Here is a 23,194-nt window from a genome sequence, read left to right as displayed (position 1 = left end):
GTTCAGGGCCGTGAGGTGAGTGTGACTGGTGCGGGTGAGCTTGTTGACCTAACTGGCACCGCGTTTACAAACACGATGAAGCGCGGGACTGTGAAGGTCAAGAAGTTGGGCGAGCAAGCCGACCCGGGGGCTGAGAGCGTGCCTTTGGCTGGCGTGGTGTTCTCGCTGTTTGCTAAGACCGATGGTGTGGTGTCTGAGACGCCGTTTGCTACCGCGACCACCGGGGCTGATGGTGTGGCCTCCTTTGAGGGCGTGCCGTACGGGTCGTATGTGGTGCGTGAGACTGGTCCGCTGGCTGCGTATAACCCGTCCAGTGAGGCGCAGGGCCGTGAGGTGAGTGTGACTGGTGAGGGCGAGCTTGTTGACCTAACTAATAGCGCGTTTACGAATACGATGAAGCGCGGCACGGTGACCGTTACGAAGGTTGATGCTGACACTAGGGCGGCTTTGGCTGGTGTGACTTTCCAGTTGAAGCAAGAGGGCGTGGTCAAGTATGAGGCTGTGACTGATTCTTCTGGGGTTGCGACTTTCAGCTCGGTGGCGTACGGGGATTACACGCTTGTGGAGTCCGCGAGCCTGGTTTCTCATGTGTTGCGTGCTGATTATTCGGCTGATGTTGCTGTGCGTGAGCATGGCGCTAGGGTTGATGTGGGTACGGTGGATAACCCCATTAAACGCGGCACTGTGAAGGTGAAGAAGTTGGGTGAGCAGGCTGACCGGCAGGCGCAGAGTGTGCCTTTGGTGGGTGTGGTGTTCTCGCTGTTTGCTAAGACCGATGGTGTGGTGTCTGATAGCGCGTTTGCTACCGCGACTACTGGGGCTGATGGTGTGGCTTCGTTTGAGCGTGTGCCGTATGGGTCGTATGTGGTGCGTGAGACTGGTCCGCTTGCTGCGTATAACCCGTCTGTTGAGGCAGCGGGTCGTGAGGTGAGTGTGAGTGGTGAGGGCGAGCTTGTTGATCTGACTGGTAGCGCGTTTACGAATACGATGAAGCGCGGCAGCATCAAGGTCAAGAAGGTTGATGCTGAGGATGCTAGTGTGCCTTTGGCTGGCGTGGTGTTCTCCCTGTTTGCTAAGACTGAGGCGGGCGTGGTGTCTGAGACGCCGTTTGCGACCGCAAAGACCGGGGCTGATGGTGTGGCTTCGTTTGAGGGCGTGCCGTTTGGGGATTATGAGTTGCGTGAGAGCGCGAGTCTGGTTAATTACGTGTTGAATGCTGCGTGGAAGCAGGATGTGTCTGTTCGTGAGGATGGGCAGGACGTTGATTTGCGTTCTGTTCCTGTGACGAATCAGTTGATCCGCGGCACGGTGACAGTTACGAAGGTTGATGCTGACAGTGGGTTGCCTTTGGCTGGTGTGACTTTCCAGTTGAAGCAAGAGGGCGTGGTCAAGTATGAGGCTGTGACTGATTCTTCTGGCATGGCGACTTTCAGCTCGGTGGCGTACGGGGATTACACGCTTGTGGAGTCCGCGAGCCTGGTTTCTCACGTGTTGCGTGCTGATTATTCGGCTGATGTTGCTGTGCGTGAGCATGGCGCTAGGGTTGATGCGGGCATGGTAGAAAACCCGATCAAGCGCGGCAGTATCACGCTGAGTAAGGTGGACGCTGAAACTGGCGCTCCGCTTGCTGGCGCGGTGTTCTCCTTGTTTGCTAAGAGCGGGGATAGGGTTTCGGAGAGTGCTTTTGATACTCGAACGAGCGCCCCTGATGGTTCGGTTGTGTTTGAGCGTGTCCCGTATGGTGAGTACGTGCTGCGTGAAGTGCAAGCTCCTGAGGGCTATTTGCCTGACACGAGTGCGCGTAGTGTGCGTATAGATGATGACGGGCAACGTGTTTCAGTTGGTAAGGTAGCTAATCAGTTGATCCGCGGCAGTATCACGCTGACCAAGGTTGATGCTGAAACGCGTGCTCGGCTTGCTGGCGCGGTCTTTGAGCTTGTGGATGCTCAAGGCGGCGTGGTTGGTGAGCAAACCAGCACGAGTGATGGTGTGGTCTCGTTTGAGGGCGTGCCGTACGGTGAGTATGTGGTGCGTGAAAAGAGCGCGCCTGCATCGTTCTTGCCCAGTAGTGTGACACTGAAGGCGAGTATTACTCGTAATGAGCAGGTTGTTGCTTTGGGCGAGTATGTGAATACCGCGATGCGTGGCAGTATTCGGGTGCATAAGATTGACGCTGAAACAGGCCAGCCTTTACAAGGCGTGAAGTTTGGTGTGTATCAGCAGCCAGAAAACATGAGCCTTCCTGCCCACAGCACAGATAACACGGGCGAGCAGCCACAAAATGGCGCCCACACAACAAACCCCGCCGACACAAACCCCGCGGCCAACACGACTCCTGCAGGTGAGGCAAGCCCTGCGGGGGGCGAGCTTGTTGCTGTGGGTGTGTCTGATGTGAATGGTGATGTGGTTTTTGCTGGTTTGCGTATGGGATCGTATGTGGTGCGTGAGCTGGTTGCTGCGCCCGGGTACAATCGTGCTTCCAGCCTGACGCGTATGGCGGTTCTTCAAAAAGATGGGCAGGTTGTGCAGGTAGAAGACGTGGAAAATACTCCGATACGTGCTGATATTGTCCTGCGTAAACAAGACAAGGCGGGTCATGGTCTTGCTGGCGCTGTTTTTGAAGCTGTCCATCAAGAAAGCGGGCAAAGGCTGAGCGCGACCAGCGGCTCGGATGGTGTTGTGCGTTTTTCTGCTGCCGTGTACGGGCAGTGGGTGGTGCGTGAGGTTCATGCCCCGCATGGCTACCTGTTAAACCAGGAAACACGCACAGTCAACGTGAGCGAGCAGGACGTGAGAGTAGATGCCGGCGTGATAGTTAATGAGCCTGTCCCGGTCAAGATCGGTAAGAGCGCCCTGGCTATGACCGGCGCTATGCCGCTCATCTGGGTACTGGCCGCAAGCACAGCACTAGCCGGCCTGACACTCATAACCACCACCCGCACACGACGCACACGATGCATACACGGTGTGAACGGGGTAGCTACACAATAAACCCCGCATAAACCCCGCGCGCGTGCGGGAAAGGGATGCTCCCCTAAAAAAGGGGAGCATCCCTCTTTTTCTTTTACACACATGTTTCTGGCCGGTAGCATGACTCAGGCTACGCGGTTTCGACTGAAGGGCATACCCTCATACCTTTCTGGCCGGTAGCCTATTTTCTGAATGCACTACATGTTATGGAAACAAGTGAATGGGACTATGGGCTACAAGTGACTCACGTGAGTACTGACCCCTCGGAAGAATATCGGTAATGATGGACAGAGAAATCGTGGTCGATCAGCTTGAATTGGGCCTTATTTTTGAGTTGTAGCACCGCAGATTTTGCATTGAGGATTTCCCATCCCTCAATCCAAGCCGACTCCAACACCGAATTTGCCCCGTAATATCAATAAAAAACCAGGACAAAACCAACACGAAATGACCAACCAAAAACTCGAGCCGAAACGAGTCCAACACCCACTTTCGGGCTTCATAGCAACAAAAAACAAGAACCCCACCAACAAGATCTGTCGTATAGGCCCAAAAAACAAGAACCCCACCAACAAGATCTGTCGTATAGGCCCCAAAAACCAACACGCTTTGGCCAATAGGCCCGCTTTGGCCAATAGGCCCCAAAGAGATCGAAAAAACGAAAGGCTCCGTGAATTCACATTCACAGAGCCTTTTCTCGTGCGCGGAGGGGGACTTGAACCCCCACCCTCTAGTACGAGGACTAGCACCTCAAGCTAGCGCGTCTGCCTATTCCGCCACCCGCGCAGATGACGATGAAACAAAACAATTTGTTCCAAGCGCAGACGAGTCTAGCATGAAAAGAGGGGGTAATACCAAATTGAGCTCACAGCGCATATTTTGTCTGTGAGCTGACATCATAAATAGCTTAAATACGGCAAAATATAAGAAAAAAGCTGAGAACTCACGAAAAGGATGCCTCATGCAGATCGAAATGTGGGGAGATTTCACCTGCCCATGGTCATATCTCACACTTCGACATTTACGTCGGGTGCTTGCAGACTTTCCTCACCGCGACGAAGTTGAAGTCACTATGCGCCCATTTTTTCTTGACCCCGCACAAGAAGAAGTAACCGACATGCCCTGGGTGCAATCCCTCATTGAAAATGAAGATATGCAACCCGCTGAAGCGCTGGCCCTACGCGATCGGATTATGGCATTAGGACGCGCAGAAGGTATCCGTTTCGACCTTGATTCCATGATTCTTGCTCCAGGAACCGCTGCTTTCCGCGTACTCGTTCAATCACATATCGCAGCTTGGGAAGCAGGAGAAAACACAGGTTCAGACACATTAGTTCTGAAATTCGCCGACGCAATCTTTCGTACACGTTTTGAGATGGGATCAAATATTGCTGACCCTGAGGTCATTATCGGATGCGCACAAGATATCGGCATATCCCCACAGGATGCAGTTTTTGCTTTGTCGGACCCAGCAACAGCTGATGATGTCTGGTCGCAATACCAGCTTGCTATGCACATGGGAATAGATTCTGTCCCTACCTTGCTGTTTGATAATACATTCGTACTCCAAGGAATGCAGACAACAACAGCGTTACGTCACGCTTGCGATACAGCGTGGAAACACGCCCGTTCACGGAAGGAACAATGACATGGGTTTTACGCCAGTAAATATTGAGGGGGAAAATATTCGCCTCGTACCTATGAGCATAGGACACGCTGAGGAACTCTATGAAATCCTCCAAGACCCACGATTTGCTGAGACAACAACTATTCCGTGGCCTTACACGAAAGAAATGGCTTACTCTCACCTGAACGAAGTTGCTGATGCTTGGGATAAAGGTGAGCTAGATTGGGCTATTACATGTAGAAAAACGGGTGAACTCCTTGGACGCATTAACCTGTTCAGTCACGCACGTATTCCTCATTGCTTTGAAATAGCTTTCATGACACGTTCCGATCAATGGGGTAGAGGAATTATGACGCAAGCCGTTCGCCTAGCTGTGGCCACTGCTTTTGATCGCTTTCACGCCACACGCATTGAATGGTTTGCGAATGTAGGAAACTGGGGTTCATGGAAACCTGTCTGGCGATGCGGCTTCCAACGGGAAGGAATTACGCGGCGCGATGCAGGTAAATTTTGGGTAGCCTCCCTACTAAAAGAAGACCGTCGAGAACCAGCAAGCCCATGGGACGGGCCTCAAAAAATTGGTTTACCTGCTCTGGAATACGATTCGACACGCCCAGCACAATTGGTTACCCAATTTCATACGACCTACTCAATGCCAAATCGTGTAGCTGAAGGGGAGCGGCCTACCTTAGATTTTGACCGTCTGGATATGAGAATGTCGCTTATCAGTGAGGAATTCGCTGAACTTACAGGCGCAGTTTACGGCCCACAAGCTCGAAAAATCATTGAGGACGCATCTGCAAAAGCAAAAGAAATATCCGATCATACGCATGACGTTGTCGAAGCTGCGGATGCTTTAGCCGACCTGGTCTACGTGATTTACGGGATGGCTTTAGAAAGCGGTATTGACTTAAATGCGGTTCTTGATGAGGTTCAAGCGTCGAACCTGTCGAAACTTATGCCCGATGGTTCTGTTCTTCTGCGGGAAGATGGGAAAGTCCTCAAAGGCCCGAATTTTTTCCCACCGAATGTGCGCAGAGCACTCAAACTGGATGAATGACACGAGGAATACATTCAGAAAGAAGAAACAGCGCCGTGTGAAATTTTTAGACACCCTGAAAATATGATGTAGGTGCTAAAACAGGCATTATTTTCGTTGGAAAAATCGTGTGACACGAAAGTGCGACACTGCACACGGTGTTTTACATGGTGCATATGCGCACTTAATGAGACGATGATACATACGAGTAAGAAATGGAGGCCCACAATGGCTCGCATTGTTGTTGTCGGTGGCGGCTACGGAGGCGTAACAGTAGCTAAAGGTTTGGATCCTTTAGCGGAAGTAATCCTTGTAGAACAAAAAGATCGTTTTGTTCACCATGCGGCTGCTTTACGTGCTGCAGTTGAAGAAACATGGCAACACTCCATTTTCATGCCATACTCCAACCTGCTCACGCACGGAACTTTCATTCAAGGAACTGTGTCACGGGTTGAAGGAACCACTGTTCACGTGTACGGACGTGAACCTATTGAGGCTGACTATGTGGTGCTTGCTTCAGGATCTACCTACCCCTTCCCAGCGAAGTATTCGTCCTCTCGTGCTCAAGTGGCGCAAGCTCGTTTGGAACAATTGCACGAAAATTTACGTGCTGCACGTTCTGTCATGCTTGTCGGTGGTGGTACTGTGGGCATTGAATTCGCCGGTGAACTTGCGGCAACACACCCTGACTTAAACATTACAATCGTGGAAAAAGAACAAGATATTTTATCCACGCCAGGGTATTCACCGAAACTACGCGAAGAAATTAAGACTCAGCTTGCTGAACTTGGTATTCGCCTTATCACAGGATCAAGTTTGGCCTACCTTCCGCCTTTTAATGTGGGTGAGCTAGGGCATTTTACGGTGCAAACGGTGGACGGTGAAGAAATACAAGCGGATCTTTGGTTCCAATGCTACGGTGCTCGCGCAAATTCGGGTTTCTTAGCAGGAACATCCTATGAAGAAGCTCTGCACCCCGATGGGACAATCCGAGTGGAACCAACCCTTCAGGTGAACGGATATGCGAATACTTATGCCGTAGGTGATATTACTGATGTGCGTGAATCAAAACGCGCAGATGCAGCCCGCCAGCAAGCGCGAGTAGTTATTGCGAATATTTCTGCTCAGATTCGTGGAGAGCAACCAGAAAACGTGTATCGTCCGACTAAAGAATGGGTGATCCTCCCATTAGGACCGCGGATGGGTGCTTCACAATTACTGGATGATGAAGGAAATACGCGAATTCTTGGTGCAGATGAGACAGCAGAAATTAAAGGTGCAGACCTCATGGTGTCAGTTATTCGCGCACAACTAAACCTGCCGTAACTCTAGGAACAAGGTAAGATGTGACTATGAGCACAGATCCACGTCATGCGTTAAACCACCTGATCGAAGCCTTTGAACATCACTTTGATGTGGCATGCGCACAGGACAGGCTTGATGAACGTGCTTTGGAACAGGCTGAATCTGCTCTACGTGACGCTTTCTTCTTGTACGACGATGTCCTATTCCGACGTTTTGATGTAGAACTACCTTTCGACATGTATGAAGGCGATGAGGAATACGACGAGGAAGATGAAGAAAACGACGACGAACTAGACGATGAAGACTTTGACGATAGTGAAGACCTCGATATTTACGATATGGACATCGACTAAAGTTTTCCTCTGAAGGAATTTTTTACTCATGAAGCTGACCTCATAACTGGGGTTAGCTTCATTTCATATCTTCAGAGGAGCAAAGTTCACTCCGGAGCCCAATCCCGTGCGTTAGACACTACAAGAGGGTATTTCGACTGGATTGATGAATATTTCCTAACCTGCGCAGGAACCAAGGCTTATACGTATAAGAGCGCTTTTGCTGCTCAGCCCAACAGGTAGCTGCTCCCTTAAAGGCTCATATGCGTGAAGGGTAGGCGAATAAATTTCCTCAATCCGTGCCAACACAATCAGCAATCAGCCACTTCAGTGAGTACACGACGAATAGGGGTAGGTAAAGGCGATAGAGAAGAAGACAATATCTGCTCTAACTGACGTGCCGTACGCGGCCCGATAATCGCTGAAGTCACATGGGGATGATCGCGCACCCACACTAAAGACACATCAGCCATCGAACGCTCAAGCCCCTGTGCAGCACGTGCCAGCGCCTCTACTATCCCCTGTGAACCTGTCACATAATCAGCAACTGTATGGCGAAGGTGCTCTGAAGCTGCTCGTGAATCAGGAGGAGTCGAATGACGATACTTACCTGTCAACACTCCGCCGGCAAGCGGCGAATGAGCAAAGACCCCAAGACCTGCCTCATATGATTGACGAATATACGCTGCCTGCTGATGGGCATTCACTAAAGAAAATTCTTGTTCCACCACGCTGATAGGTGGATAAGTACCGTGCTGTCCCGCCCATACTGCCTGTGCTGTGTCCCACATACTGAGGTGATCGAGGCCTACATAATGCGCACGACCAGAACGATACGCCACCTCCAAAGCCTCAAGACTTTCCTCTAACGGGACTTGCAGATCAGGAGTGAGTAACCACAGGTCAACATGATCTGTCCCTAAACGCTCCAAAGCCTCATCTAAACCCGCCAGCATAGCGCCACGCGAAGATGAAGGATGAGCCACACCCCCTTCACCTCGTCGTAAACCCCCACGCCAAGCCAAAATCAGCCGATGTCGTCCTATCGTGCGCACACAATGCCCCAGAACATCAACAGCCGCACCATCACCATGCCACGGTGCGCACTCCACAAGAGAACCACCGGAGTCCGTGAAAAATTCCAACATCTCAGCTGCTTCATGCAGCTCAGTGTCGCGTCCCCACGTAAGCGTTCCAAGGCCCAGAGCCGAGACAAACAAACCCGACTTCCCGCACTGACGAATTTCCATAAAGCCACCTTACGTTGTACAGCGTATTTCAGCATGGAGGCAGACAGGGAATACAGTAAAGACATGACATGGCTTGATGCACTTATCATGGGTTTAGTTCAAGGACTCACTGAATTTCTGCCCGTTTCATCTTCAGCGCACTTGCGTATAGTAGGCGAACTCACAGGTATTACTGATCCTGGTGCAGGTTTTACCGCAATCATTCAAATAGGGACAGAAGCCGCTGTCCTCATTGTTTTTTGGAAAGATATCGCCCGTATTTTGTCGAAATGGTTCCGAGCCTTACCAATTGGGCCAAAAGAAAACCGCGTCCCCGCTACTGATCCTGACGTACGTATGGGTTGGATGATTATTGTTGGATCACTCCCTATCGGTGTCCTCGGATTACTGCTTGAAGATTGGATTGACACCACTTTCCGTAATCTGTGGGTGAGCGTCTTTACTTTGGCGTTTTTCGCTGCGCTTCTAGGACTTGCAGACCGATGGGCACCGCGCACTCGCACATTGGAACGTATGACATGGAAAGACGCTGTTCTGTACGGTTTCGCACAAGCAATGGCTTTAATTCCAGGTGTTTCACGTTCCGGTGGAACTATCACCATGGGGCGAGCGCTGGGATACACGCGTGAAGCTGCCGCGCGGTATTCATTCCTCTTAGCAATGCCAGCAGTCTTTGCTTCAGGCCTGTATAAGGTTGCAAAAGTGTTCACTGGTGGAGAACATGTTGATGTCGCCCCAACGGTTGGTGCCACACTTGTAGCTTTCCTTGTTGGATGGATTGTGATTGTATGGTTTCTTCGTTTGGTATCCACACAGTCGTATTCCGTATTTGTATGGTACCGATTGGCAATAGCTGCTGTGCTGGCCATCCTTTTGACAAGCGGAATACTTGAAGCCACTTCACATGCAATGGTGAGCTAAAGGGTGCATATGTGAAACATCGTCCACGAGTACTGCGCACAAATTAAAGAAATATTGTGTGCTGATCGGAAGAAAACAGCTTCATATTTTCCCGGTGAAACAGAAAGTGAGGGAGAAAAGCAGGCAGGGAAGGACGCTAAAAATGAGGAGAAGGGCACGGAAAGTCACAATCGCAGTGAAGTGATGAAAAACCTTACTTCACGTACCTCACGTCCTTGTTGAGGTGGATATTCGAGTACTGAGGAGGCGTGTAATTTTTTCTTCAGAAAGCTCAGGAACTACACCACCAAATTCAGGGCATGCAAAACGTACCCCACACCACTGACACAGAGGATTAGGTCGAGGAGTAAATACGCCTTGATGCGCGTCTTTTTCAATGGAAGCCCACGTTGTCTCAACATCTTTCCCAAAACGAATGATGTCCTCACGTTCCGGATCAAGTGTGAGAACACGACCACTACGCAAATACACTAACTGCAAACGCGCGGGAAAACGATCCTTCAACATAAGTAAAAGTGCATAAAAACGCATTTGATACAAGGCATCTTCGACAAAACGAGGGGCAGGAGCTTTCCCTGTTTTGTAATCAACAACACGCAAAAGCCCCTCAGGTGAACGGTCAATGCGATCAATGAAACCGCGCAAACGCACACCGTCAGGAGTCACAGCTTCCGCATGATATTCACGCGCAACAGGTGAAATATGCTGAGGCTTTTCAATATCAAAATACGAGGAAATTAACGAGCGCACCTGAGCAAGAGGATCATCTTGCACGTCTGTCACAGGAAATAAAGACAGTACTTCAGGGGTTTCCTCGCAGGTTTTCTGCCAATGCTCCGACAGTAATTTTTGCGCATATGTAACCGTGCGTTCGTGCGCAGGCAGATCAAAAAGATCCTCAAGAACACTATGAATCAGTGTTCCCATCGCTGTGGCATGAGTTGGTGGATCGGTGAAACCATCAACCACATGCAGCCGATACTGCAGCGGACAACGACGATATTCCTTTGCCCGCGATGCTGACAAGGCTGGTTCCCATGTCTTTGTACGTGCCATACATACCACGGTAGTGGCAACCCTTAACAGTGGCGAACCTGACAAGCAGAGAATGTGGACACAGCGATAAACTTCAATACGATGAGCACACAGATAACTCCTGAAAACCTGCGCCCAACATTCCCGATAGGGCAAGAAACTCGCAGAGGAAACCTTCGTGAGGGCGACAGAGTACAAATTAAAGACCCCAAAGGGCGACTACACACGATCACACTTGTTGCGGGAGGATATTTCCAAACTAATCGTGGAGGAATTAACCACGACGATCTGATCGGTCATCCTGACGGTCAAGTAATTACCACCCCTGAAGGCCGACAATTCCAAGTGCTTCGCCCATTACGTCACGATTACGTGATGGGAATGCCACGCGGAGCCGCCATCATTTACCCAAAAGACGCGGGAACAATCATTCACTATGCTGATATTTTCCCAGGGGCACGCGTCTTTGAAGCAGGAGCCGGTTCGGGAGCCCTCAGCTTAGCTTTGCTTGATGCTGTCGGAACACACGGGCATCTGATATCCGTTGAACGTCGTGAAGATTTTGCGGATATTGCTCGGGCAAATGTTGACCTATGGTTTGGGCGTCCCCATCCGGCATGGGATCTACGTATTGCAGATGCAGCTGATGAACTATGTGCGATGAATGAGGGTAGTATCGACCGCATTATTTTTGACATGCTGGCACCCTGGGAAAACTTAGACGCAGCAGCCCACGCCCTGATCCCAGGCGGAGTTTTACTGTGTTACGTTGCCACAGTCACTCAAATGTCACGCCTTGTTGAAGATATCCGTTCTTACGGTGGTTTCACTGACCCTGAAGCATGGGAAACTATGGCGCGGGGCTGGCACCTTGATGGTCTTGCTGTCAGGCCAGACCATCGTATGGTGGCGCATACAGGTTTCCTAGTAACCACTCGTCGCCTTGCCCCCGGAGTGCGTTCACAAGAGCGGCATACACGCCCCTCACCGGGTGCTGATGGAAAAGAAGGCATGTGGGATGACCAAGAAAACTGGAGCGATGAAGCCGTAGGAGCACGGATAAGCAGCCCAAAGAAAATCCGTAAAGTACGCCGTGACCTTTCAGCTAAAACTCAAGCATGGGTGGAAGGGAAAGACGATGAATGAGGATGTTCTTTCTGCTCGTATCAGTGAACAAGGACGCATGATTACTTCCCTTGAAGAAAAAAATGAACGCCTTTCACGAGCACTGACCACGGCACGTTCACAACTTGTACACATGCAAGAACAATTAACACAAGTGAACCGTCCTCCTCATACAATGGCTATCTTTTTAGCTGCACATGTTGGTGAACAACAAATTGAAGTCATGTCTGCATCACGGCGTATGCGTGTTGCTGCCGCCCCCGATCTGAACATCACAAATCTGAGCGTCGGACAGTGGGTACGTCTCGATGACAAAATGATTGCAATAGCAGCAGACGCAATGGCTCGCACGGGATCAATCGGTGTTGTTCGTGAAATTGTTGAACCCGACCGCTTACTTGTTGCGGCAGAAAACGGGCAAGAAATCCTCCTTGAACTTGCTGGCCCTTTACGACACGGAAATCTACGCTCAGGTGATTGCGTTGTCATTGACATGCGCGCAGGTATCGCTTTAGAACGCATCATTCGTTCAGACGTCGAACAAATGCTGACCCCTGAAATCTCCGACGTCACATACGACGACATCGGTGGTCTTCATGAGCAAATACGTCAGGTACGTGATGCGATTGAACTACCATTTCGTCATCCTGACCTGTATAAGCGTTTCGGGCTTCGACCCCCCAAAGGTATTTTGCTATACGGACCACCCGGATCAGGCAAAACATTGATAGCTAAAGCAGTTGCCCACTCACTTTCAGGCGACCATGCTGAAAAAGCATACTTCCTGTCCATTAAAGGCCCTGAGTTGCTGAATAAATTCGTTGGTGAAACTGAACGCCATATACGTGCGATCTTTTCGAGAGCCCGCACACTCGCCCAAGGTAATGTCCCAGTTGTCATATTCTTTGACGAAATGGAAGCCCTTTTCCGCACACGCGGTTCAGGTATTTCCTCCGACGTTGAAACAATGATTGTTCCTCAGCTCCTTGCAGAAATGGACGGAGTTGAATCCTTAGAAAATGTTGTCATTATTGGCGCTTCTAATCGCGCAGATATGATCGATCCAGCTGTTTTACGACCAGGACGTTTAGATGTCCGTATTCGTGTGAACCGTCCGGATCGTGCAGGCGCTGTTGAAATCTTCAGCAAACACTTACGTTCAACCGTTCCGCTACATCCTGATGAGATAGCTGCCGCTGGCACTCCAGAAGCTGCACGCGAAGCCGTAATCCAAGCAGCAGTTGAACGACTATTTTCACGCACAAACGATATGGCATTGCGTGAAGCTGAGCTAGCCGATGGGCGTACACTCACCATTTACCTTGCAGATGTCCTATCTGGAGCACTTATCGCAGGAATCGTTGAGCGAGCAAAAAAATATGCCATCAAAGATTTCCTTGCCAATTCCCCTTACGGTCTGCACCGTGACCACCTGATACAGGGAATAGAAGAAGAAAAAGGTGAATCAGTAGATGTAGCAGCATCAAGCTCAGCAACTGAATGGGCCAGAACCATAGGACTTGAAGCTGAAATTGTTGCACTACGACCTATAAGGACCACACAATGAGCGTGAATCGTATCATCGCAACAGAAACCGAATTCGGTATCTATCAAGTAGGAAATACGTGGGCTAATCCCGTACTCCTATCAACCCAAACGATACGCGCCCTTGCCAGGCGTTCACGTCAAAAAACACCTGCTGCAGACTCTGCTCCTGTGAGATGGGATTACACTGCAGAAGATCCACTGAATGACCTACGCGGAATGCGTATGACACGCGCAGCAGCAGACCCTTCTTTACTGACAGACGACCCGTACCATTTAGCCCCATCAGGCGGGGAAGAACACGTGCCGCGTCCACGAGCCGAAGAACTGGCGCTCCCAGCTGCTACAGCGGCTGTTTTGACCAATGGTGCGCGAGTATATGTGGACCACGCCCATCCGGAATATTCTGCCCCTGAAACACTTGGCCCACGCGACGCTGTTTTATGGGACCGTGCAGGCGAACTTATTGCATGCGACGCGATGGCTGAACTTACCCAAGAGCCAGAAGGCGCAATTGTCCTCGTAAAAAACAACACAGATGGAAAAGGCGCGGCCTACGGAACACATGAAAACTATCAAGTACGACGTGACGTTGATTTAGAGGACATTATTCGTGGGCTTACGCCTTTCATGGTGACCCGACCGATTTTATGCGGTTCAGGGCGTGTAGGTATCGGTCAGCGTTCACAAAAACCAGGTTTCCAAATATCGCAACGTGCAGATTTCGTTGAAAATGAAGTGGGATTAGAAACCACATTCAACCGTCCTATTATCAACACGCGTGATGAACCACATGCAGACCCATCCCGTTTTCGTCGTCTGCATGTTATCGGTGGAGATGCGAACCTTTTTGACTATTCTTCTTACCTGCGTTTCGCTACAACCTCGTTAGTCTTATGGGCTATCGAGCAGGGAATCGGTCTGGAATGGGAAGCTTTAGCTTTAGATGACCCGGTAGAAGCGACATGGGAAGTCAGCCACCATCCTCATATTGATTACCGTATGACAACGGCAGGTGGCGCTTCGTGGACTGCTGTAGATATGCAACAAACCTATCTGGATTTAGTGCGTGCCACCTATGAACGGCTTGGTATTGAGCCGGATACAGAATCAGCATACGCATTAACATTATGGCAAGACATTATTGACCGTATGAAACGTGATCTATTTTCTGTTGCTCCTGAAGTGGAATGGGTAGCGAAATACCAGTTACTTTCCCGTCAAAAAGAACGTTTAGGCGTGCAATGGGATGATCCACGGTTAGTGGCAATGGATTTGCAGTGGGCTGATATGAGGCCGCAGCGTTCCCTCGTAGCAAAATTAGAAGAAGCTGGCCGTGTACGACGCATGTTCACATTAGAACAAGTACGTGAAGCAGTAACGGAACCACCATCGAATACTCGCGCATATATACGCGGTCGAGCAGTTGCTCACCGTCCTGATTTAGTGAAAGCATCGTGGACATCCCTTGTTTTCGATTCGGGAGGTGCTGACCTGATTCGTGTTCCTTTGCCGCAGGCTGAAGGCGTCGACCGGGCCATCATAGAACGCTACCTACCTGACCTGCCAGCATAAGAGGCCGTAACTATTCGGTAGTTCGTACTTTTATCTTTGCGTTATTTCAGAGGCAAGGTAAAGTCTCTCAAATAAAAACTGACGAAAAGTAGCAGAAAAGAACAAAGAGAAGGAAGATAATTCAGTGGAACAATTACGCGCACATGGTGGTGGCCCCTCGCATGAGGACGAAGGGGAGATCCTCAACGGACAAGTAAATGCAACAGTACAACCCATTGATGCCCTTCTGGACGAAATTGATTTAGTTCTTGAAAGTAATGCCACGCAATTCGTTCAAGGATTCGTTCAGAAAGGTGGCCAGTAAGGTGAAACGCCGCGTCTTTGGTATAGAAACAGAGTACGGGCTTACCGCTGCGACACTGGATGGAACACCTGCCTCATTAAATGCCGATGAGGCTGCGCGTGAACTTTTTACTCCGCTTATCCAACAGTACCGCTCAACGAACCTGTTCTTACGTAATGGCGGCAGACTGTACCTTGACGTGGGTTCTCACCCTGAATACGCAACTGCTGAATGTGATCGCCTTGACGATCTACTTGCACAAGACCGTGCTGGAAGCCGCCTTTTTACTGATCTTGCCGCACAAGCTGACCACAGATTAGAAGAACACGGTCGCCCTGAACGCATGTACCTGTTCCGTAATAACGTTGATTCACAAGGAAATTCCTACGGATGCCATGAAAACTATTTGCTGCACCGCAGGCGAGATTTCCGGCAAGTCGCTGATGCTCTTGTTGCTTTCTTTATTACTCGTCAAGCGTTAGTGGGATCAGGATACATTCGTCGCACCCCGGCAGGCGCAGTATATTGCACATCACAACGAGCTGAGCACATGTGGGATGCTGTTTCTTCTGCGACAACACGTTCACGCCCTATCATTAATACCCGCGATGAGCCTTTGGCAGATTCCACGTCATACCGTCGTATGCATGTCATCGTGGGGGACACGAATGTTTGTGAAGCAACAACTGCGTTAAAAATTGGTGCGACACAGCTCCTCTTAGATGCCATTGAAGAAGGAATCCACCTAGAGGACCTCGCCTTGGCGGATCCTATGGGTGCTATCCGGCAACTCAATACGGGGAATAACACGCAAGTACGTCTTGACCTCGCTGATGGGCGTTCAATGACGGCAGCACAGATTCAACGCGAAATATATGAACGAGTCCTGCGCCGATGCCCAGTAGAAGAAATGACATCGTTACTTGTATATGTTGTGGACCTGTGGGATCGTGCAATCCATGCTTTAGATACAAATGATTGGACTCAGGTAGATACTGAACTGGACCATGTCATAAAGAAAAAGCTGATTGATGCCTATATGTCACGCACAGGATGCCGACTTTCGGATCCACGTATTGCCCGACTAGACCTGTCCTATCATGACATCACTGCGAGCGGCTTGGCTGATCGAATGGAAAAAACAGGGTTAATGAAGCGCCTGAGCACCGATGAAGAAGTCACATCAGCAACCCGTACACCGCCCCTGACGACACGCGCGTATCTGCGTGGAAAAATCATTGGTGCCGCTCAAGATGCGCATGTGGATCTTGCAGCAGATTGGGTACATATACGGCCAGAATACGGTAATGCGCAGCCCTTATCTTTGCAGGACCCATTCGCATGCGAAGACGTGCGCGTGGATGCTTTGATACGTGATATCACTGATTCAACACCGGTTTTACCAGCATGATGAATCAACACAGCCCCAATGTTGGCAGGCATGCGAAAGAACAAAGCACATACCGACGTGTCGTGTGGTATGCCGGTATTATCTGTGTGCTCCTATTAGCAGCCGCAGTTACTTTTGGGATTGTGCGCCTCTTGCCCATATTTACTCATAAAACATATGATGCTGCGCAGAGTACACAAAAATCACCTACCAGCTTTTATGGAATTGAAGTATCAGGGCGCGTGGGGGCTACTCCGGTCCTCACAGTGAATGAAACTATTTCACTCACAGGAGCAAAACGTCAGGTTCTTACTCGCGGCATGGGACGCGTTATCAGGGAAGAATCACCAGTTTTATTGTCGATCACAGCATTTGATGGTCGTGATGGCAGTATTTTGTCACCTCATGGTCGGCCACAAATAACTTTGGGGCGTGCAAGCACTCAAGTTTTCGATCAAGAAATCTTACGTGCGGTAGTAGGGAAAACAGAAGGAACGCGATTGTTATACGTGCGTTACCTCAGTGAAGAAGAACGCGCGGAATCTGCTTCGCCCATTGAAATTGATGTTATTGACATTCTTTATACAGTTGCTCAAGGAAGTAACGTTGACGTATCAACAGGCCCGATGGATGTAACTATTGCACCGGAAGGACCGATTATTCGTCACGGAGAAACCCCTCCAGATAATGTAACCGCACACCCTTTGATTCGTGGTTACGGGCCGCAAGTACAACTTGATGATCGTTTAGTTGTGCAATTTATTGCGACAGGCTGGACAGATGGGATTGTCCGTGATGCTACATGGAGTACCGGCGTGCCGCGTATGCTGCGATTAGGTGAGGCAATGCCGGGGATCCGTCAAGCTTTAGTCGATCAACGTGTAGGTTCCCGTGTGGCAATCACAATTCCTCCGGATTTAGCCTACGGAGACGACACTTTATGCGTGCTTGTCGATATTTTGGCAGCCGAACCAGCAAATGATACTGAGGAATCAGAGTAGGCACGTTCTGATCCTTAGAGACAATCTGAGGACAGGCCATAGGCAGCAGGAAACTCACAGGGAACTTAAATAGGATAAACATAAAAATCTCCGTGCTTTTCTTTCGTGCTGCCGTTACGAAAGAAAGACGCAAACCGGACGCTCTCTTTTTTCTGTGCCAACCCAACTAGACTCACACATATGACAGTTGCTGTACGTGTAATCCCATGTTTAGACGTGGATGCTGGCCGCGTCGTCAAAGGCGTGAATTTTGAGAATCTGACAGACGCAGGCGATCCTGTTGAACGCGCTCGACTGTACAGTGAGCAAGGCGCAGATGAAATAACTTTTCTTGACGTATCCGCATCCGTACAAGGACGCGCCACAATGTATGAGGTCGTGTCTGCAACTGCGGAAAACGTGTTTGTCCCTTTGACCGTAGGTGGGGGAGTACGCAGCGTTGACGACGTGGCACGCCTCCTTGAACGCGGCGCAGATAAAGTAAGCGTGAATACGGCTGCTCTGGCTGACCCTGACCTGATCGCTCGTGTGACTGATCGTTTCGGTAATCAGGTGCTTGTTCTTTCAGTAGATGCTCGTCGTTGTCAGCAGGGTGTGTGCACGCAGTCCGGTTATGAGGTGACAACGCATGGGGGGCGACGTTCAACAGGAATTGATGCTCTTGAATGGACGATACGTGCATGTGAACTCGGTGTTGGTGAAATCCTTTTGAACTCAATGGATGCTGATGGGGTACGTGAAGGTTTTGATGTGGATATGCTGCGTACCATACGTGAACATGTGTCCGTTCCCGTGATTGCTTCAGGAGGCGCGGGGCGGTGTGAAGATTTCGTGCAGGCCGCAGCAGCTGGCGCAGATGCGGTACTTGCAGCCTCTGTTTTCCATTTTGGTCTTTTACATATTCATGAGGTGAAACAAGCCCTAAAAAATGCACATTTCCCCGTTCGCTTATGAACACGAGAAAGCTTTTTGTCTTTCCTGTGCCTACTGATCGGACGCGCCCAGAACACTGCCGACAGATATGAAAAACTGACACCATGCTCAGATGGATGACCGCAGGGGAATCACACGGCCCCGTTTTACTTGCAACAATTGAAGGCATGCCTTCCGGAGTGGAAGTCACCACTGAAACTTTCCGTGACGCGCTGGCTCGTCGTCGTCTTGGCGCGGGACGTGGGCCTCGGCAAAAATGGGAAAAAGACGAGGTCACAATTCTGAGCGGTATCCGTCACGGGCAAACCACAGGTGCCCCAGTTGCAATCCAGATCGCTAACTCAGAGTGGCCTAAATGGGAAGTAGTGATGTCTGCGGATCCTGTCCCACCTGAAGCTCTCCTCATTGACGCGGGAAGTGGAGACGAACGCGAGGTTGCGCGTAATAAGAAACTCACACGTCCCCGTCCAGGACATGCTGATCTGGCTGGATTAATGTCTTATGACCTCACTGATATACGTAATGTGCTTGAACGCGCGTCAGCTCGTGAAACTGCGGCACGTGTCGTTTTAGGTGCTTTAGCTGAAGCCTTATTGGAACAGGTAGCAGGTATTCGTTTAGTTTCCCACGTGGTTTCTGTTGGTGAAGAACTTGCTGCCAGAGAGCGCGTACCTACCCCAGATGATGTTTCAGCTTTAGATGACTCACCTGTGCGTACTTTAGATGCGGAAACAGAAAAACGTTTCCTTGCTCGTATTCAAGCTGCGAAAGATACTGGCGATACTGTTGGAGGTGTCGTTGAAGTAATTGCATGGCATGTGCCTTTGGGATTAGGTTCACATGTCCACGCTGATCGTCGTTTGGATGCGCGTATTGCGGCAGCGCTCATGTCAATCCAATCTGTTAAAGGTGTGGAAATTGGGGATGGTTTTGCTCAAGCAGCTTTACCTGGTTCTGCTGCTCAAGATGAGCTGATCCGTGAAAATGATGGGAGCCTGCGTCGCACAGCAAATCATGCGGGCGGTATTGAAGGAGGCACTTCCAATGGGCAGCCCATTATTGTGCGTGCTGCTTTTAAGCCAATTTCAACGATTCCTCATGCGCTGCGCACAGTTGATGTGGAAAGCGGAGAAGCTACGACAGCGTTGCATCAGCGTTCAGATACATGCCATGTCGTTCCCGCTGCTGTGATTTCGCAGGCTGAAGTAGCTTTGGTTCTTGCCGATGCGTTATTCCAACATGCTGGTGGCCTGTCGGTCAATGAAATGAAACGTAACTTAGACGCTTATGTGCAGCATGTGAATACTCGATTAGGAGGATGGTCATAATGCTCCTGACATTGCCTATTGTTTTTGTGGGTTTACCTGGCGCTGGTAAAACAAAAGTGGGCCGTATTCTGGCGAAAAAACTTGGTGTCGCGCATGTGGATACTGATCTTCTCGTTGAAAGACGTGAGGGGCGCAGTGTGCGTGAAATTTTTGCTGCACAAGGAGAAGCAGCTTTTCGTGATATGGAATGTGCGGCTGTGGAGACTGCTTTACGTTCTCATGCGGTGATTTCGCTGGGAGGAGGAGCCGTTACCAATCCTGCTGTGCGTGATATGTTGCGTGGGCATAGTGTCGTTTTCTTAGACGTAGATCATGATGAACTTGTGCGACGCACTCAAGGGAAAACGCATCGGCCTTTGCTGGCAGATCATCCGGATGAGGCTTTGCGGCGTTTACGTGAAGAACGTGCTGACTTATATGCGCAAGTAGCGACGTATCATGAATATTCTGATTCGTCTCCTGCTGATGAGGTTGCTGAGCGTTTATATGCTCATGTGCAGGTCCCGCATCGCATTGTTCATGTGGGAGGGGAAAAACCGTATCCTGTGATTATTGGGCGTGGAAGTGATGCCAGTGACGTGGCCGCTGGTTTACGTTCAACGTGTACGAAGATTTTACTGATCCATGCGCCTTCAATGCTTCATCAAGCTCATGTTTTAGCTGAGGGTTTACGTGCTTTAGGGTATCAGGTTCATTGTGCGGATCATCCGGATGCTGAAGCAGGTAAAAATATTGAGGTTGTTACCGAGCTATGGGATGTGGCCGGTCGTATCCGTTTAGGTCGACATGATGCAATTGTTGCTGTTGGTGGTGGAGCAACCACGGATATGGCAGGTTTTGTTGCCGCCACCTGGCTGAGGGGAATTGATGTCATTCAGGTGCCTACCACTGTGCTTGCAATGGTGGACGCTGCTGTAGGTGGGAAAACGGGTATTAACACGCAGGCGGGGAAAAACCTTGTCGGCTCTTTCCATACGCCGACACGAGTGATAGTTGATATGGATTTCTTATCAACTTTGCCGTTGGAGGATATGCGTTCTGGTGTAGCTGAGATAGCTAAATGCGGTTTCATACGTGATGGTGTTATTACGGATCTTATTGTCCGACATGGTGCCGATATGCTGTCGCATGACAGTGAGGTTTTGATGGAGCTGGTAGAACGCTCTATACGAGTCAAAGCTGATGTGGTTTCGCAGGATTTACACGAGCTGGGTATGCGTGAAATCCTTAATTATGGTCACACGCTGGCTCATGCAATTGAGCGTTGTGAAAATTACCGGTGGCGCCATGGGTATGCCGTGGCGGTGGGCTGTGTTTTTGCCGCAGAGCTAGCTTGTGCTCGTAGTGTGTTGGACCGTGAAAGTGTAGACCTGCATCGTCACGTATTTTCACTTATCGGACTACCCGTTTGCTATGAGGGCGCTTCTTTATCGGATGTGTTATCAGTGATGCTTAATGATAAAAAAGTACGCTCTGGTCAGCTCCGTTTCGTTCTTTTGGATGGGATAGGTAATCCGCACGTGTACCGCGTCAGCGCTGAAGAACTTACTGAACCTGCCCGTAAAGTGGGACTCATTCATGTATGAGGAAAAAGCCTATGCTCGTCTGATCTTCGTGGGAGTGCCTGGTAGCGGTAAAACTGCTGTTGGTGAATATATTGCGCAGCATACGGGTGTGACTTTTATTGATGTGGATACACGTGTAGGTCAGGTTCTACATATGCCTATACATGATCTCATTATTACCGGCGATGAGCGTTTGCATGAGGTACGTCAAAGTGTTGCTTTGGATGCGATCAGTACACAAGGCGTGATTGTCGCCTTAGGTGCTTCTCAAGTGCATGATCCTGCGATTGTGGAATCTATTGATCGGGCTCAACGCGCAGGTACTGATATTGTGCAATTATCTGTTGATATTTCAACGCTTACGGTGCGTGAGGGAATGAATGTGCCGCGCCCTGTAAGTCTGGGTGCTCCGCGTGCAATGTTAGCTCAGATGATGAGTGCGCATCAGAGTGCGTGTGAACGCATTGGAGCTATCCGTGTAGATACAAATAAGAAGTCCATCACACAGGTGGCTTTTGACGTGATGAATACGTGTAAAATGTTGGACGGTTAATTTTTCCCTAATGAGTGAGGCACTTTCGTGGCAACCACAAACGATCTTAAAAATGGCATGGTCATGGTGATTGATGGTCAACTGTGGCAGGTTGTTGAATTTCAGCACGTGAAGCCGGGTAAGGGGCCCGCTTTCGTTCGCACGAAGATTAAGAATGTCATGTCAGGTAAAACTGTGGACAAGACATTCAATGCGGGTATCAAGATTGAGACGGCAACAGTTGATCGTCGTGATATGACTTACCTGTACCAAGATGGTGCTGACTACGTTTTCATGGACACCTCCACATATGAGCAAATCAATGTGCCTGCTGATGTGGTGGGAAATGCGCGTAACTTTATGGTCGAAAACCAAGATGTTATTGTGTCCCAACACGATGGCACTGTTTTATTTGTGGAGCTTCCCGCAACGGTTGTCCTGACAATTGCGCACACTGAGCCTGGCCTACAAGGTGATCGTTCAAACGCTGGAACTAAGCCAGCGACTTTGGAAACCGGATACGAAATTCAGGTGCCACTTTTCCTTGAGGAAGGCGTGCGCGTGAAAGTTGATACACGTGACGGCTCGTACTCTGGCCGTGTGAACGACTGATGTCACGGGCACATAAGTTCACTTCTCGCACAAAGGCACGTAAACGTGCAGTCGATGTGGTCTTTGAAGCAGACCAACGAGGCATGGGACGTAACTCTGAAGTTTTACGTGACTTATTGCGTGAACGTAAAGTAATTACTGCTGCTTTAACGCCGCTTCCTGAATATTCCATTGAGATTATTCAAGGGGTTGCCGATAATCTGTCACGGATTGATAAGCTCATTGAAAAACATGCAAAAACGCCGGGACTGTATCGTTTAGCTGCTGTTGATTTAGCAACTATGCGAGTGGCAACGTGGGAAATGCTGGCTCAAGCTCAGGATGTATCACCAATTATCGCCATTGACGAGGCTTTGTCGATTGTCACCTCAATTTCAACAGATTCGTCACCAGCTTTCGTTAATGCCGTTTTGGATGCGATACGTAAAGATCTTGAATCTCCGGCATGGCAGCGTAACAGCGTTACCTCCTCTGCTGATTCGCTCTCCTCATATGCAGAGCAAGAATCCAATGACTCTGAACGTGTTGATGAGCTTCACGCTAGCGAAACACAGAAGCGCGAGTCGCAAGAACACAGTGCCGAAAATGAGCAGCGATACCTCACAATGGCTGATATTACTGCCGCTGATCTTGCTCAACTTGATGAGCTCCTTGACGAATACTAAAAACTGATCGTCGTATTCATTTCCCCGTTCTTTTCACAGAACGGGGAATTCTTTTTACTGGAGGAAATTCAGAGGCATAACACCTACTTCCTTCACATATGACGTATTGCATACTAAGAATGACACGCGCATTTTCCGCGAAAAATCAGTAAAAAAACATT

At 49.7% G+C, this 23,194-nt stretch carries 20 protein-coding genes and 1 tRNA gene; 18 read left to right on the top strand and 3 right to left on the bottom strand.

Going from position 1 to position 23,194, the window contains the following annotated elements; all coding sequences use genetic code 11:
- A partial coding sequence (locus tag LRP57_RS03970; protein WP_269213824.1) for an MSCRAMM family protein occupies nt 1-2,991 on the top strand: 2,991 nt, incomplete at its 5' end.
- Nucleotides 2,992-3,670: 679 nt separating this feature from the next.
- Here LRP57_RS03970 and LRP57_RS03965 read toward each other — a convergent pair.
- A tRNA-Leu gene (locus tag LRP57_RS03965) sits at nt 3,671-3,756 on the bottom strand.
- Nucleotides 3,757-3,931: 175 nt separating this feature from the next.
- Here LRP57_RS03965 and LRP57_RS03960 point away from each other — a divergent pair.
- The 4 genes from LRP57_RS03960 to LRP57_RS03945 all read left to right on the top strand — a co-directional run bounded on the left by LRP57_RS03960 (nt 3,932) and on the right by LRP57_RS03945 (nt 7,294).
- Entirely contained in the window at nt 3,932-4,618 is a 687-nt protein-coding gene (locus LRP57_RS03960; protein WP_231205222.1) for a DsbA family oxidoreductase, read from the top strand.
- A 1-nt stretch (nt 4,619) separates the two neighbouring features.
- Complete coding sequence (locus tag LRP57_RS03955) at nt 4,620-5,657, top strand: GNAT family N-acetyltransferase (protein ID WP_231205221.1); 1,038 nt, start codon at nt 4,620-4,622, stop codon at nt 5,655-5,657.
- Between the two features lie 207 nt (nt 5,658-5,864).
- Nucleotides 5,865-6,962, top strand: coding sequence for an FAD-dependent oxidoreductase (locus LRP57_RS03950; RefSeq protein ID WP_231205220.1), 1,098 nt, complete (start codon nt 5,865-5,867; stop codon nt 6,960-6,962).
- 26 nt (nt 6,963-6,988) lie between these two features.
- A complete protein-coding gene (locus LRP57_RS03945; RefSeq protein ID WP_231205219.1) occupies nt 6,989-7,294 on the top strand; it encodes a DNA primase in 306 nt (101 codons plus the stop codon).
- A gap of 290 nt (nt 7,295-7,584) precedes the next feature.
- On the opposite strand, the gene LRP57_RS03940 is transcribed toward LRP57_RS03945, so the two are convergent.
- Complete coding sequence (locus LRP57_RS03940; protein ID WP_231205218.1) at nt 7,585-8,523, bottom strand: aldo/keto reductase; 939 nt, start codon at nt 8,521-8,523, stop codon at nt 7,585-7,587.
- Between the two features lie 63 nt (nt 8,524-8,586).
- On the opposite strand from LRP57_RS03940, the gene LRP57_RS03935 reads away from it, so the two are divergent.
- Nucleotides 8,587-9,444, top strand: coding sequence for an undecaprenyl-diphosphate phosphatase (locus tag LRP57_RS03935; protein ID WP_231205217.1), 858 nt, complete (start codon nt 8,587-8,589; stop codon nt 9,442-9,444).
- 207 nt (nt 9,445-9,651) lie between these two features.
- On the opposite strand, the gene LRP57_RS03930 is transcribed toward LRP57_RS03935, so the two are convergent.
- Nucleotides 9,652-10,500, bottom strand: a complete 849-nt coding sequence (locus tag LRP57_RS03930) for a RecB family exonuclease (RefSeq protein ID WP_231205216.1) — start codon at nt 10,498-10,500, stop codon at nt 9,652-9,654.
- An 81-nt stretch (nt 10,501-10,581) separates the two neighbouring features.
- On the opposite strand from LRP57_RS03930, the gene LRP57_RS03925 reads away from it, so the two are divergent.
- From LRP57_RS03925 to nusB, 12 genes are all read left to right on the top strand, one after another.
- Nucleotides 10,582-11,625 carry a tRNA (adenine-N1)-methyltransferase gene (locus LRP57_RS03925; RefSeq protein ID WP_231205215.1) on the top strand — a complete coding sequence of 348 codons (1,044 nt, stop codon included), beginning with the start codon at nt 10,582-10,584 and terminating at the stop codon, nt 11,623-11,625.
- A complete protein-coding gene (arc, locus tag LRP57_RS03920; RefSeq protein WP_231205214.1) occupies nt 11,618-13,171 on the top strand; it encodes a proteasome ATPase in 1,554 nt (517 codons plus the stop codon). Before LRP57_RS03925 ends, arc begins: the two co-directional genes overlap by 8 nt.
- Nucleotides 13,168-14,724: a depupylase/deamidase Dop gene (gene dop / locus LRP57_RS03915; RefSeq protein WP_231205213.1), complete on the top strand. Its 1,557-nt coding sequence runs from the start codon at nt 13,168-13,170 to the stop codon at nt 14,722-14,724. Before arc ends, dop begins: the two co-directional genes overlap by 4 nt.
- Before the next feature lie 124 nt (nt 14,725-14,848).
- Nucleotides 14,849-15,028: a ubiquitin-like protein Pup gene (locus LRP57_RS03910; protein ID WP_231205212.1), complete on the top strand. Its 180-nt coding sequence runs from the start codon at nt 14,849-14,851 to the stop codon at nt 15,026-15,028.
- A gap of 1 nt (nt 15,029) precedes the next feature.
- Nucleotides 15,030-16,418 carry a Pup--protein ligase gene (gene pafA / locus LRP57_RS03905; protein WP_231205211.1) on the top strand — a complete coding sequence of 463 codons (1,389 nt, stop codon included), beginning with the start codon at nt 15,030-15,032 and terminating at the stop codon, nt 16,416-16,418.
- Nucleotides 16,415-17,398, top strand: coding sequence for an FKBP-type peptidyl-prolyl cis-trans isomerase (locus LRP57_RS03900; RefSeq protein ID WP_231205210.1), 984 nt, complete (start codon nt 16,415-16,417; stop codon nt 17,396-17,398). Before pafA ends, LRP57_RS03900 begins: the two co-directional genes overlap by 4 nt.
- Before the next feature lie 180 nt (nt 17,399-17,578).
- A complete protein-coding gene (gene hisF, locus LRP57_RS03895; protein ID WP_231205209.1) occupies nt 17,579-18,352 on the top strand; it encodes an imidazole glycerol phosphate synthase subunit HisF in 774 nt (257 codons plus the stop codon).
- 83 nt (nt 18,353-18,435) lie between these two features.
- Nucleotides 18,436-19,659: a chorismate synthase gene (gene aroC, locus LRP57_RS03890; RefSeq protein WP_231205208.1), complete on the top strand. Its 1,224-nt coding sequence runs from the start codon at nt 18,436-18,438 to the stop codon at nt 19,657-19,659.
- A complete protein-coding gene (gene aroB / locus LRP57_RS03885) occupies nt 19,659-21,245 on the top strand; it encodes a 3-dehydroquinate synthase (RefSeq protein WP_231205207.1) in 1,587 nt (528 codons plus the stop codon). Before aroC ends, aroB begins: the two co-directional genes overlap by 1 nt.
- Nucleotides 21,238-21,777 carry a shikimate kinase gene (locus LRP57_RS03880; protein ID WP_231205206.1) on the top strand — a complete coding sequence of 180 codons (540 nt, stop codon included), beginning with the start codon at nt 21,238-21,240 and terminating at the stop codon, nt 21,775-21,777. Before aroB ends, LRP57_RS03880 begins: the two co-directional genes overlap by 8 nt.
- A gap of 27 nt (nt 21,778-21,804) precedes the next feature.
- Nucleotides 21,805-22,368, top strand: coding sequence for an elongation factor P (gene efp, locus LRP57_RS03875; protein ID WP_231205205.1), 564 nt, complete (start codon nt 21,805-21,807; stop codon nt 22,366-22,368).
- A complete protein-coding gene (gene nusB / locus LRP57_RS03870; protein ID WP_231205204.1) occupies nt 22,368-23,033 on the top strand; it encodes a transcription antitermination factor NusB in 666 nt (221 codons plus the stop codon). Before efp ends, nusB begins: the two co-directional genes overlap by 1 nt.
- The last annotated feature ends 161 nt before the right edge of the window (nt 23,034-23,194 follow it).

Source organism: Schaalia sp. lx-260 (assembly GCF_021083645.1).
Classification (GTDB): Bacteria; Actinomycetota; Actinomycetes; order Actinomycetales; family Actinomycetaceae; genus Pauljensenia.
The sequence above is the reverse complement of the archived record's forward strand: the minus strand, read 5'-3'. Positions and strand labels throughout refer to the sequence as shown.